This window comes from Amycolatopsis sp. WAC 01376 (assembly GCF_003947415.1).
In the GTDB taxonomy this organism is placed as follows: Bacteria; Actinomycetota; Actinomycetes; order Mycobacteriales; family Pseudonocardiaceae; genus Amycolatopsis.
Window position 1 is genome coordinate 46,357 of record NZ_QHKL01000012.1, and the last position, 12,404, is coordinate 58,760.

Below are 12,404 nucleotides of genomic sequence, written 5' to 3' on the forward strand. Positions count from 1 at the left end.
GGCGTAACTCGATGATCGCCTTCTGATCACGCGAGTTACGCCTCTGATCACGCGAGTTACGCTTTCAATCACGCGAGTGACGGGTTTGGTCACGGGCGGGTGCGGGCCCGCCACTCTTCCAGCGTGATGGCGTACTCGACCTCGCCCTCCTCCGTGCCGGGGATCGGGTTGTCGAAGTGCTCGTGATAGGTCCGGACGTGCCGCATCCCGATCTTCTCCATCACCCGCCGCGAGCCGAGGTTCACCGCCATCGTTCCCGCCCAGACCCGCTGGGCCCCCAGTTGCGTGAAACCCTTCTCCAGGAGTGCGAGCGAACCTTCGGTCGCATAGCCCTTGCCCCAGGAAGACCGGTTCAGCCGATAGCCCAGTTCCGGATCGTCCGTGTGATGACCGCGCAGCGGACGGAAATGGAACCACCCCAGAAAAGACCCGCTGGATTTCTCGATCGCCGCCCAGAATCCGTAACCGGGGAAACGCTCGTAGTAACCGAGAAACGCGGGAAGATCGTGTTCTTCGATCTCCGCCCTGTCGGCGGGTTCGCCCCCATTGAGGTACCGCATGACTTCGGGGTCGTCGTAGAGCGCGAACAGGTCGTCGACGTCGGCGTCGGTGAACTGCCGCAGCAGGAGCCGCTCGGTCTCCAGAAAGACACGCATCGGCAAAGCGTGGCGCCGAGGGCGTGCCCGGGCAACCCGTTTTACGCGGCGACCCCGGGCCTGGCGAGGCCGCCCAGCGCCACCGCTCCGGCGTCGGTGAGCAGGGCGGGCACGCGCTCACCCCACCGGCCGCCCCTGGCCGGCGCCACCAGGCCGAGATGGGCAAGGCGGTGCGCGGTGTGCTGGTCGCAGCAAGCGAGGCCGTCGACGAACAGGTCCGGCTCGCAGCTGCAGCTGATTTCGGCGTGGCCCTCGGCCACGGCTCTCAGGGTGGCCCGCTCACGATGGTTCAGTTCCGTCCGAACGTCCATGGCGTGCCTCCTTTCTGTTCCGCTCTGAACAGTGAAACCCATACCCCCGACAGTTTCCGTCTTCTCCGATGCGAAGTCTCGGATTTAGGGCGTACTTAAGGGTGGTGTGTCGCGTATTCGAGGGTGAACACCTAGGGGCTGTCACCCGGTATTCGGCGCGGAAGCGGTTCCAGCTCGGTCTTGCGCAGATGCCGGAAAATGATCGAACTGCGGAATCCGATGATCTCTTTGCGCTTCGCCAAGCGATCCACCAGGAATGCGTGGAGCTGATCGACGTCCTGCGCGGCGACGTGGATCAGGAAATCATCGCTGCCCGCGGTGACGAAGACCGAAAGGACCTCCGGCAATTCCGCGACCGAACGCTGGAAGGAGTCGATCACCTCCCGGCTCAGCGGTCGCACCTGCGCCGAGACCATCGCCTGCACGCCGCGGTTGAGGCTGCGCAGGTCGATGTCCGCGTGATAGCCGCGGATGACGCCGCGCTCCCGCAGCAGCCGCGTCCGTTCCAGGCAGGTCGACGGCGCGACGCCGACCTTGCGGGCGATGTCGCGGTTCGACTGCCGCGCATCCGCCTGGAGTTCCCGGATGATCGCCGAATCAAGTTCGTCCACGCCTGCTCCTTCGCCTCTTCTGCCGAATAACGTTCGGCATAACCACTGCAACCCTGAGGATCAGCCTAACTTCGGCGCAAGTAGGCGACTAATTGCGTGGAAGGGAACGAAATGTCCGTACAAGAGCTGGTCGTCCGGCGGGGACGCCGATCCGGGGTGACCACGATGGTGGCGGTGCACTCGCGCACGCTCGGCCCGGCCGTCGGCGGCTGCCGGTTCAAGGTCTATCCGCGCATCGACGACGCGATCGGCGACGTCCTGCGGCTGTCCGCGGCGATGACGCGCAAATGCGCTGTCGCGGGCCTGGACTTCGGCGGCGGCAAGAGTGTCGTCGCCCTCGATACCGTGCCGACCGCCGAGCGGCGGCGCGAGATCCTGCTCGACCACGCCGACCTCATCGAGTCACTCGACGGCGCGTATCTCGCCGGCCCGGACGTCGGCACCGGCCCGGAGGACATGCTGGTGCTGCGTGAACGGACCCCGCACGTGTTCTGCCTCCCCGAGGAGCACGGCGGCACCGGTTCGTCGAGCGGGCCGACCGCCGTCGGGGTGCTCGCCGTGCTGCGAGCAGGAGCCCGGGCCGCCTTCGGTGACGCCTCGATGAACAACCGAAAAGTGGTCATCAGCGGCTACGGCTCGGTCGGCGCCCACCTCGCCGCCGACCTGGTCGAGCAGGGCGCCAAGGTCACCGTGTCCGATGTGGACGAACGACGTCTCGCCGCCGCGGAGGAGCAGGGCCTGAGCGTCGCCCGGCCGGACCAGGTGCTCGCCATCGAGGCCGACGTCCGCGTCGCGGCCGCCGTCGGCGGGGTCTTCGGCCCCGGAACCGAGGTCGCCGCGCCGCTCGTCGTCGGCCCGGCGAACAACCAGCTCACCGACGACACAGTGGCGGCGAACCTCGCCGCCAAGGGAATCCTGTGGATCCCGGACTTCGTCGCGAGCGCCGGGGGAGTCGTCTACACCCTCGGCCGCGAGGCCGAAAGCCTCACCCACGCCGAAGCGCTCGCCCGCGTCGAAACCCTGGAGGAGACGACGCGAACGATCCTCGACGCCGCTTCGGCCAACGGCACCACGCCGTTGGCCGAAGCGGACGCACTCGCCGAAGCCCGCCTCACTTCTGGTGCGGGGCCACGTACTCCTTCGCCTCGGGAGCCTCGAACAGCGGCTTGACGTAGCGGACCCCGCCCTCGGCCGACGCGTCCGGTGTCGCCGCGTACACCTGGCGCGTCGCCGGGGTGCCCGCCTTCGAGAAGTCCAGTGCCGCCACCAGATCGCCGGTGCTCGCCGACGTCGTCTGCTTCAGCGCCGCGGCGATACCCTCCCGGGTGAGGTCCTTGTTCTCGCAGGCCTTCTTGAGCACCGTGCCCCACACCTCGCCGACCGCGTAGCCGTAGGGGATCCCGCCGTTCGGGGTCTCCTTGTACGCCGCCTTGTACTTCGTCGCGACGTCCTTGGCCTTGGGGATGTCGGCGGAGAACGGGACGCTGCTGGCGACGATCGTCAGCTTGTCCAGCGCGTTCGCCGCCGGGCTCTTCAGCAGCACGGGGTCGAACACCGGGTTGTTGCCGAGCACGGGGACGTTCAGCCCGAGTGCCTTGTTCGCCGCGAGCGCGGAACCGGTCTGCGCTGGGGTGGTGGTGAGGACGATGGACTTCACCCCGGAGCCCTTGAGCCCGGTGATGATGTTGGTGAGGTCGTTGTCGGTCGAGGTCACCTTGACTTCCTTGACCGTCAGATTGTGCTTCTTGGCGTAGAACTGCGAGCCGCGCAGGCCGTTCTTGCCGTACTCGCCGTCGATGTAGACGTGCCCGATCGTGTCGCCGTCCTTCACCAGGCCCTGTTCCTGGAAGTAGGAAAGGCCGTCGATGATCTCCAGGTCGTACGTCGTCCCGACGATCATCACGTACGGATTGTCGAGCAGTTCCGAAGACCACGACGCGGGCGCGGCGACGGTCTTGTCCGACGCGATGTTCTGTTTCAACGCGGCCACCACAGGCGAGCCGAGCAGCTGCACGAAGCCGAGCACCTTCGGCTCGATCTGCGGATACAGCGTCTTCGCCGTGTCCGCCTTGTAGCCGTGGTCGACGGTCTCCAATTTGACCTGACGGCCGCACGCCCCGCCCGCGGTGTTGAAGTCCTTGGCCCACAACTCGTTGCCCTGCGTGATGCCGAGCCCGAGGTTCTTGAACACCCCGGTCTTGTCGGTCATCACGCCGAGGGTGATCTCCGAGGCCGTCACCCCTTTGTCGGTCTTGACGCCCGAACCGTCCGCCCCCGAGGACCCCGAGTCGCCCGCTTTCGTGCTGCACGCCGAGAGGGCGAGGACCGCCGCCAGCGCGACGGCCGGATATGTGCGCTTCATTTGTCTTGCTCCTCCGGGAGACGATGTTTCTTGGCGGGGGTGATTGGCTTGTTCCAGATCGCGGCGAGCCCGCCCGGTTCGAAGAGCACCACGAGGATGATCGCGGCGCCGTAGACGAACGAGCTGACCAGGATCGGGGTCAAGGCGCCGTCCCCGGTTCCGGAGAACCAGCCGAGATCGGCGGAATACAGCGAAAGCACCTGCGGCAGCCCGTTGACGATCAGCGCGCCGACCAGCGCGCCCGGCACCGAGCCGAGTCCCCCGATGATCACCATGGCCAGGAAGGCGATGGAGATGTTGATGCCGTACGTACCGAATTCACTTTCGTCGGGTTTGAGGATGTCGAACCACAGCACGGTCATCGCGCCGGCGAGCCCCGCGTACGCCGAGGAGACCGCGAACGCGCCCGCCTTGGCGCGCGTGACGCTGACGCCCATCACGGACGCGGCGGCTTCGTTGTCCCGCACCGCCCGCCACGACCGGCCGACCCGGCTGCGCACCGCCGCCTTGGCGACCACGAACGCGAGCACGGTCAGCAGCAGGAACAGGTACCAGAGCCGTTCCGCCTGCCGGATCGGCACGCCCATCAGTTCGATCTCCGGGCCGCCGTTGGTGAACGGGAAACCGAACAGCGAGAACGGCTCGGGGGTGCGCCCGGTCGACGTTCCGCCGGTCAGCGTTTCGGCCGACTGTCCGAAGTAGAGCCCGAGGAACACGAGCGACAGCGACGCGACGCCGAGGTAGATCCCGCGCAGCCGTCCGGAAACCGGCGCGAACGCCAGCCCCAGCAGAGCGGTGATGACCACCGCGCCGACCAGCGACAGACCGGGATCGAGACCGAGGCCGAACACGCGCTCGTCGCCGGCCGGTCCGGAAAGGACGGTGTACCCGGTCGCACCCGCCAGCAGGAAGAACGCGTGCGCCAGCGACAACTGCCCGGCCTGCCCGACCAGCAGGGTGAGCCCGATCGCGCCGACGCCGCCGATCATCATGTACTGCCCGGCCTTCAGCCAGGCGGCGTCGAGGTACAGCGGGATCGCCAGCAGGACGACGAGCAGCGCGACCCAGGCCAGCGCCTTGAGCAGCCGCCCCCGATCACGTTTCGCGGATGGTGCCGGCGGAGCCGCGGCAGGGGTTTTCACAGCGGTGTCAGACACGTGTGCTCTCCCTTGTCCCGAACAACCCGGACGGCCGCACCACCAGCACCACGAGCATCACCAGGAAGACGGCGCTCTTGGAGAAGTCGAACGACACGTACTGCGCGGAAAGCGCCTCGACCAGCCCGACGAACAGGCCGCCCACCACCGCGCCCGCCGTCGAGTCGAGCCCGCCGAGGATGGCCGCGGGGAACGCCGCGAGCGCGATGGAGTGCGTGCCGCGGGACAGTCCCGCGCCGGAGAAGTCCTGTGTGGCGATGAAGAGCACGGCCACCCCGGCGAGCACCCCGGCGACCACCCACGCCGTCGCCGTCACCCGGGAACTGCGGATCCCCATCAGCGCGGCGGCTTCGCGGTTCTCGGCCTGGGCCCGCATCGCGACACCCCAGTTCGAGTACTTGAAGGCCAAAGTGAACGCGGTGATCAGCACAGCGGCGACCACCAGCGCCACCAGATGCGTGCGGAACAGGGTGATCCCGCCGATCTGGAACGGCTGCGCGTCCCAGGCGTCGCCGAGGAACGGCAGCGTGACACCGAGGCGCCGCACGATCTCCTCCGTGACGATCACGTCGACGCCGATGGTCAGCAACGCCAGGCTGTTCGCGTCCGCGTGCCGCGAGCGGGACAGCAGGAACCGTTCCAGCAGCAGGGCGAGCAGTCCGGCGGAGACGATGCCGACCAGTGAGGCACCCGCCCAGCCGAGCGATTCGCGGGTCACGACGACCAGATAGCCGCCGAAGAGCACGAGCGAGCCGTGCGCGAAGTTGACCACCTCGGTGGCCTTGAAGATGATCACGAAACCCAGCGCCAGCAACGCGAACACCGCGCCCTTGCCGAGTCCGTTCACCACGAGTTGCAGGAAAGTGTTCACGCCGTGGCCTCCGTGCCGAGATATGCCCTGATCACGTCCGGATCCGACTGGACCTCGGCCGGGGTGCCGTCGGCGATGCGCCTGCCGAAGTCCAGGACGGTGACCCGGTCCGCGATGCCCATCACCAGCCCCATGTCGTGTTCCACCAGCAGGATCGAGATGCCGAGTTCGTCACGGACGTCGCGGATCGTCCCGGCCAGTTCGGCGGTCTCGGTCGCGTTCATGCCCGCGGCCGGTTCGTCGAGCAGGAGCAGGACCGGTTCGACGGCGAGCGCGCGGGCGAGGTCGACGCGTTTCACCGCGCCGTAGGGCAGCGCGCCGACCGGGAGGTCCACCAGCGCGCCGATGCCGAGGAAGTCGCAGATCTCCCGCACCCGCGCGGAATGCCGCCGTTCGGCGCGAACGGTCCACGGCAGCCGGAGCCCGCAGGCGAGGAAGCCGCCCTTGGTCAGCGCGTGCCGTCCGAGCATGACGTTGTCGAGCACGGTGGAGCCGGGGGAGAGGGCGGCGTTCTGGAACGACCGGCCGACCCCGAGACCGGCGAGCCGGTGTGGCGCGAGTCCGGAAAGGACGGTGTCGCCGAGCCGGACGGTGCCGCTGTTCGCCCGGTAGAGCCCGCTGATCACGTTGAAACAGCTGGACTTCCCGGCGCCGTTCGGGCCGATGAGCGCGTGCAGCGAACCGGAGCCGACGGTGAACGAGACGTCGTCCAGCGCGGTGATCCCGCCGAAGCGCAGGGTCACGTTCTCGACGTGCAACTCGGGCGGCGTCATCCGGCCCACCTCGTCAGGCTCCGGCCCGCGCGCTGTTTGCGGGCGTCGGCGGCCTCGGCCTCGGCGGTGGCCTGCGATTCGGCGTGACCGCCGAGGTAGAGCCGTTGGACCTCCTCGCTCGCCGCGAGCTCGGCCGTCGTCCCAGCCAGCGCGACCCGGCCTACTTCCAGGACGATCGCGTGATCGGCGACGCGCAACGCCATCACGGCGTTCTGCTCGACCAGCACCACGGCGGTGCCCTGGTCGTGGATCTCGCGGATGATGTCGCCGATCTGCTCGACGATCTTCGGCGCGAGACCGAGCGAAGGTTCGTCGAGCAGCAGCAGCCGCGGGCCGGACATCAGTGCGCGGCCGATCGCGAGCATTTGCTGCTCACCGCCGGAAAGCAGGCCCGCGCGTTGTTTGGCCCGCTCGGACAGGACCGGGAAGAGCTCGTCGACGCGTTTCCTCGCGGCGGCGCGCTGTTCCGGGGAACGGGCGCCGATCCCGCCCGCGCGCAGGTTCTCCTCGACCGTCATCCGCGCGAACACCTGGCGGCCTTCGGGGACGCCGACCACGCCGAGACCGACGATGCGGGCAGGGTCGAGTTTGGACAGTGGTTTGCCGTCGTAGCGCACCTCTCCCGCGGAAACCGAGCCCCGGTGCATACGCAGCGTGCCCGACACGGTGCGGAGCAGCGTCGACTTCCCGGCCCCGTTGCTGCCGAGCACCGCCAGCACCCCATCGGGCGAAACGTCGAGGTCGACCCCGTGCAGTGCGGCCACCGATCGGCCGTACCGCACCTGAAGATCACGGACACTGAGCAAGCCGCCTCCTCCGTTCGTGTGACACGAGTCACGATCGGTGGCGGTCATCCTGCGTGGGCACCCTCCGTTGCGTTACCCCCACCTGGAGAGGTGCCCGGACACAAAACGGACACGGCGCGTTTCGTCCTCTGAATGCGGTAGTTCGACGTCGAAGTACCGCATTCAGAGGACTAAATGCGGGGTCAGAGGAGGCCGGCTTCGGAGGCCTTGCCGATGGCCTCGACGCGGTTCCGGGCGCCGAGTTTGTGCAAAGCGGACTGCAGGTACGTCTTCACCGTGTTCCGCGCCAGGCCGGTCGATTCCGCGATCTCCGGGTTCGTCTGTCCCTGCGCGGCGAGCCTCAGGACCTCGTACTCGCGCCGCGTCAGGCCGCTGCGGGCCAGCGCGTCCGACCGCTGGCCGTCGTCGGGGAAGATGCGCGGGTCGACGACGCGTTCGCCCTTGAGCACCTGCCGCAACGCCGCCACCAGATCGGTCCCGGCGACGTCCTTGAGCAGGCAGCCGTGCGCCCCGGAGTCCAGCGCGGCCCGGACACCCTGATGGTCGCCGTGCGCGGTGAACACCACGATCCGCCCCGCCGGGTGCACGCGCCGGAGTTCGGCGATGACCTCGGGCGCGAGCATGTCCGGCAACCGCAGGTCGAGCAGGATCAGCGCCGGCTTCAGCTCACCCGCCCGCCGCACCGCGGACCGGCCGGTCTCGGCCGAACCGACCACGGTCATCGCCGGGTCGTAGCGCAGCAGCAGGCTCACCCCGTCGCGGACCACCGGATGGTCGTCCACGACGAGCACCGTCACCGGCGACGGCACGGTTCCGGAACCCATGCGCGCAGTGTGCACCCGTCGTCCTCGTCGCGGACCAGCAGGACCCGGCCGCCGAGCCGCGCGGCGCGTTCGGCCAGCGCGCGCAGCCCCATCCCGGTGCCGGGTTCGGGTTCCTCGGCCTCTTCGGTCCGATGACCGGTCCCGTCGTCGGCGACGACCACCTGCACGCCGTCGTCGCTGGGCAGCAGGCTGACCGCGGCGGACAGCGCGTCGGCGTGTTTCTCCACGTTGAGCAGGCCCTCCCGGACGGCAGCCACCAGCAGGCCGGTGCGTTCGGCGTCGAGCCGCGGCACCGGGGCGAGCTGGACGAACCGCGCCGGGACGCCGCAGCGGGCCTGGAACGAGCGGCAGTGCTCGGCCAGTTCCACCGGCAGCGCGCGTTCCGGGCTCGACTCCGACAACGCCAGCAGCGACTCGCGCAGCGCCCTCGACGCGGCCGAGACGTCGCCTTCCAGCCGCCGCAGCCGCGATTCGAGCGCCGGGTTGTCGCTGATGTCCTCGTGCAGGTTCCGGACCTGGACGCCGATGGAGAACAGCAGCGCGCCGACCGAATCGTGCAGTGCGCTCTGCATCCGGAGCCGCTCGGCGGACAGCGCCGTTTCGCGGTCGGCCTCGGCGACCGACGCCAGTTTCAGCGCCCGGCCCGCCTCGGCGGCGATGTCCTCGAGCGACTTGACCGCGTCGTCGCCGAAGTCGCGGCGCTCGCGCATGGCGGCGTACGCGATGGCGACGGTCTCGGTCCCGTTGACGATCGGGACGGCGATCATCGCGGCGAGGCCCTCGCCGCGCCCCTGCGCGTCGAACTGGTGGGTGATACTCGGCGAGTTGACGTAGTCGTTGACCCGGACCGGCTTGCCCAGCGCGAGCACGCGCCCGCCGATGCCCTGGCCGATCGGTACGGCGAGGTCCTGCAGCGCGTCCGTGCGGGTGCCCGACATCCAGCGGATCACCGCCTGCTCGGGTCCGGTCAGCTCGGCGACGAAGCCGGAATGGGTGCCGATCGACTCGCGGATCAGCCGCGCGGTGCCGTTGAGCGCCGCGACCCGGTCGAGGGTGGCGAGCAGCTCTTCGCGCTCGCGAAGAAGCCCGCCGAGCACCGCGCTGTGCTCGGCGGCGAGGTCTCCAGCGGCGTGCCGTCTCGCCGTCACGCGCTCACGATCGCATATCGGACGTGGTTTCCGACACACCCGTCCGGAGAGGTTCACCGATGCGTTCTCGCCCGCGGTTGTCTTGAATGGACCCGTGGAGATCCTGGCGGACGCCGCGACACTGGCGCTGTACACGACCGATGCCTCCAACTACCGGCACGTGCCGAAGGGTGTGGTGCTGCCGAGGAGTGTCGACGAGGTGATCGCGGCCGTCGCCGCCTGCCGTGCGGCCGGGCTGCCGGTGATCGCCCGCGGCGGCGGCACCAGCGTCGCGGGCAACTCGTGCGGGCCGGGCGTCGTGATCGACACCTCGCGCCACCTCGGCGGCGTCCTCGATCTCGATCCGGGCGCGCGCACGGCGAGGGTCGCCCCGGGAACCGTCCTCGACGACCTCCAGCGCCTCGCCGCGCCGCACGGCCTCCGGTTCGGGCCCGATCCGTCGACGCATTCGCGGTGCACGATCGGCGGGATGATCGGCAACAACGCCTGCGGCTCGCATTCGGTCGCTTATGGCCGCACGGTCGACGTCGTCCGCGAGCTGGACGTGCTGCTCTACGACGGCACCCGGTTGACCGTCGGCCCGACCTCGCCGTCCGAAGTGGACGCGCGGGCGGCCAAGCCCGGCACGGAAGGCCGGGTCTTCTCGGAGTTACGCGCACTCGTCCGGGACGACCTGGCGTTGCTGCGCACCGAACTGTCCACCTTCAGCAGGCGGGTGTCCGGCTACGGACTGGAACACCTGTTGCCGGAGAACGGTTTCGACGTCGCCAAGGCGCTCGTCGGCAGCGAAGGCACCTGCGTCACCGTGCTGGAGGCGACCGTTTCCCTCGCCGAGGTCCCTCAACGCAAGGTGCTCGCGGTGCTCGGTTTCGAGTCCGACATCGCCGCGGCCGACGCCGTCCCGGCGATCCTGCCGTGGTCGCCGCTGACCGTGGAGGGCGTCGACGCGGACCTCGTCGCGCTGCTGGAACCGGGCCGCGCCGACGGGCTTCCGCCGGGCGGCGCCTGGCTGTTCGTCGAGATGGCCGACCCGGACCAGGCGCGCGGGCTGATCGCCGGCCTGCGCGGCGCGTTGACCGGTTCCACGCTGCTGGACGACGTGGCCGCGCAAAAGCGGCTGTGGCGGATCCGGGAGGAAGGTGCCGGTCTCGCGACCCGGCTGGCCGGGGGTGAGGAAGCCTGGCCCGGCTGGGAGGACGCGGCAGTCCCGCCCGAGCGTTTAGGTGCCTACTTGCGGGAGTTCAAGCAACTCATGCGCGAACACGGCCGCAAGAGCGTGGTCTATGGCCACTACGGCGAGGGCTGCCTGCACCTGCGGCTGGACTTCGACCTGCTGTCACCGCAAGGGATCGCCGGGTTCCGGTCGTTCCTGGAAGAGGCGGCCGACCTGGTCGCCGCGCACGGCGGTTCGCTGTCCGGGGAACACGGCGACGGCCAGGCCCGCTCGGAACTGCTCTCCCGCATGTACAGCCCCGAGATGCTCGCGCTTTTCGCACGGTTCAAGGGAATCTTCGATCCGGCGGGCAGGATGAACCCGGGCATCCTGGTGAATCCCAGGCCGGTCGACGCGGATCTCCGCGTGCGGCACGCACCGCTGGAGCTCGAAGACGTCACCGCGCTCGCGTACCCGGAGGACCGGGGGAGCTTCGGGCAGGCGATGCGGCGCTGTGTCGGCGTCGGGAAATGCCGCAACACCACCGGAGCGGGCGTGATGTGCCCGAGTTACCGCGCCACACGCGAGGAGAAGCACTCGACGCGGGGCCGCGCGCATCTGCTCGCCGAAATGGTGAACGGCGAACTGATCACCGACGGCTGGCGTTCGGAGGAGGTCGCGGAGGCGCTGGATCTCTGCCTGTCCTGCAAGGGCTGTCTGTCCGATTGCCCGGTCGACGTCGACATGGCGACCTACAAGGCGGAATTCCTGCACCAGCACCACAAGGGACGGCTGCGCCCGGCGTCGCACTATTCGATGGGCTGGCTGCCGGTGTGGCTGCGCGCGGCCTCGCTGGCGCCCCGGCTGGCGAACACGATGTCGCGCCGGTTCTCCGGGCTGCTGAAGAAGTTCGGCGGGATCGCGCCGGAACGAGACCTGTCGACCTTCGCCCCGGCGCCGTTCACGCGACGCCGCGCCGATCTCAAGCGCTGGGCGACCGGCTCCCGGCCCGTGGTGCTGTGGCCCGACTCCTTCAACAATTACCTCACCCCCGACGTCCTCGACGCCGCGGCCGAGGTGCTCACCGCGGCGGGATACGACGTCGTCCTGCCCGATCGTGGCGTTTGCTGCGGCCTCACCTGGGTGTCCACCGGACAGCTCGACGTGGCGAAGAAAGTGTTGCGCCGCACGCTTTCCGTACTCGAACCGTACCTGCGGTCGGGCTACCTGGTCGCCGGCCTGGAGCCGAGTTGCACGGCACTGTTCCGCGGTGACCTCCCGGCTCTCGTGCCCGACGACCCGGTGGCGAAACTACTGGCCGAACAGACCAGGACGTTCGCCGAACTCGTCGAGGACTCGCCGCTCGAATTCCGGCCACTGGACGTCGAGGCGCTCAGCCAGGTGCACTGCCATCAGCACGCCGTGCTCGGTTTCGACGCCGACGAGGCCGTGATGCGCGCCGCGGGTATCCACAATTCCACAATGGACTCCGGTTGCTGTGGACTGGCGGGCAACTTCGGCTTCGAACGCGGGCACTACGACGTTTCCGTCGCCTGCGCCGAAGACCGCATGCTGCCCGCGATCCGCGCCGCGGCCGAGGGCACCGAGGTGGTCGCGGACGGGTTCAGCTGCCGGACGCAGATCGAGCAACTCGACGGGCGGCGGGCCGTGCACCTGGCGGAGTTGTTGAAGCGAGCGTTGCCCTAGACGCCTCGTGAGTGGTAATGAGCGT

The 12,404-nt window shown here is 69.2% G+C and carries 12 protein-coding genes; 2 read left to right on the top strand and 10 right to left on the bottom strand.

Translation table 11 applies throughout. The annotated features are described in order from the left end of the window. Positions 1-89: 89 nt before the first annotated feature. The 3 genes from DMH03_RS39365 to DMH03_RS39375 all read right to left on the bottom strand — a co-directional run bounded on the left by DMH03_RS39365 (position 90) and on the right by DMH03_RS39375 (position 1,578). Entirely contained in the window at positions 90-656 is a 567-nt protein-coding gene (locus tag DMH03_RS39365; RefSeq protein WP_125797092.1) for a GNAT family N-acetyltransferase, read from the bottom strand. A gap of 41 nt (positions 657-697) precedes the next feature. Then, positions 698-967, bottom strand: coding sequence for a hypothetical protein (locus DMH03_RS39370; protein WP_125785740.1), 270 nt, complete (start codon positions 965-967; stop codon positions 698-700). A gap of 131 nt (positions 968-1,098) precedes the next feature. Further along, positions 1,099-1,578, bottom strand: a complete 480-nt coding sequence (locus DMH03_RS39375) for an Lrp/AsnC family transcriptional regulator (protein WP_125797093.1) — start codon at positions 1,576-1,578, stop codon at positions 1,099-1,101. A gap of 111 nt (positions 1,579-1,689) precedes the next feature. On the opposite strand from DMH03_RS39375, the gene DMH03_RS39380 reads away from it, so the two are divergent. Beyond that, a complete protein-coding gene (locus tag DMH03_RS39380) occupies positions 1,690-2,748 on the top strand; it encodes a Glu/Leu/Phe/Val dehydrogenase dimerization domain-containing protein (protein WP_125797094.1) in 1,059 nt (352 codons plus the stop codon). Here the strand turns inward: DMH03_RS39380 and DMH03_RS39385 are convergent. From DMH03_RS39385 to DMH03_RS39415, 7 genes are all read right to left on the bottom strand, one after another. Beyond that, on the bottom strand, positions 2,690-3,940 hold the full coding sequence (locus DMH03_RS39385; RefSeq protein ID WP_125797095.1) for an ABC transporter substrate-binding protein: 1,251 nt from the start codon (positions 3,938-3,940) through the stop codon (positions 2,690-2,692). The two genes, DMH03_RS39380 and DMH03_RS39385, sit on opposite strands and share 59 nt — an antisense overlap. Then, positions 3,937-5,097, bottom strand: a complete 1,161-nt coding sequence (locus tag DMH03_RS39390; protein ID WP_125797096.1) for a branched-chain amino acid ABC transporter permease — start codon at positions 5,095-5,097, stop codon at positions 3,937-3,939. Before DMH03_RS39390 ends, DMH03_RS39385 begins: the two co-directional genes overlap by 4 nt. Next, positions 5,090-5,968: a branched-chain amino acid ABC transporter permease gene (locus DMH03_RS39395; RefSeq protein WP_125797097.1), complete on the bottom strand. Its 879-nt coding sequence runs from the start codon at positions 5,966-5,968 to the stop codon at positions 5,090-5,092. The genes DMH03_RS39390 and DMH03_RS39395 overlap by 8 nt, the downstream gene beginning before the upstream one ends. Beyond that, positions 5,965-6,741 carry an ABC transporter ATP-binding protein gene (locus tag DMH03_RS39400; RefSeq protein ID WP_199749202.1) on the bottom strand — a complete coding sequence of 259 codons (777 nt, stop codon included), beginning with the start codon at positions 6,739-6,741 and terminating at the stop codon, positions 5,965-5,967. Before DMH03_RS39400 ends, DMH03_RS39395 begins: the two co-directional genes overlap by 4 nt. Then, positions 6,738-7,547: an ABC transporter ATP-binding protein gene (locus DMH03_RS39405; protein ID WP_125797099.1), complete on the bottom strand. Its 810-nt coding sequence runs from the start codon at positions 7,545-7,547 to the stop codon at positions 6,738-6,740. The genes DMH03_RS39400 and DMH03_RS39405 overlap by 4 nt, the downstream gene beginning before the upstream one ends. 182 nt (positions 7,548-7,729) lie before the next feature. Then, positions 7,730-8,371 (bottom strand): response regulator transcription factor, encoded by a 642-nt coding sequence (locus DMH03_RS39410; protein ID WP_125797100.1) that lies wholly within the window; start codon positions 8,369-8,371, stop codon positions 7,730-7,732. Next, positions 8,341-9,519, bottom strand: a complete 1,179-nt coding sequence (locus DMH03_RS39415) for a GAF domain-containing protein (protein WP_125797101.1) — start codon at positions 9,517-9,519, stop codon at positions 8,341-8,343. The genes DMH03_RS39410 and DMH03_RS39415 overlap by 31 nt, the downstream gene beginning before the upstream one ends. A 94-nt stretch (positions 9,520-9,613) precedes the next feature. Here DMH03_RS39415 and DMH03_RS39420 point away from each other — a divergent pair, with 94 nt between their 5' ends. Then, the gene (locus tag DMH03_RS39420) at positions 9,614-12,379 is read left to right on the top strand and encodes an FAD-binding and (Fe-S)-binding domain-containing protein (protein WP_125797102.1); all 2,766 of its coding nucleotides are present in this window, start codon (positions 9,614-9,616) and stop codon (positions 12,377-12,379) included. The last annotated feature ends 25 nt before the right edge of the window (positions 12,380-12,404 follow it).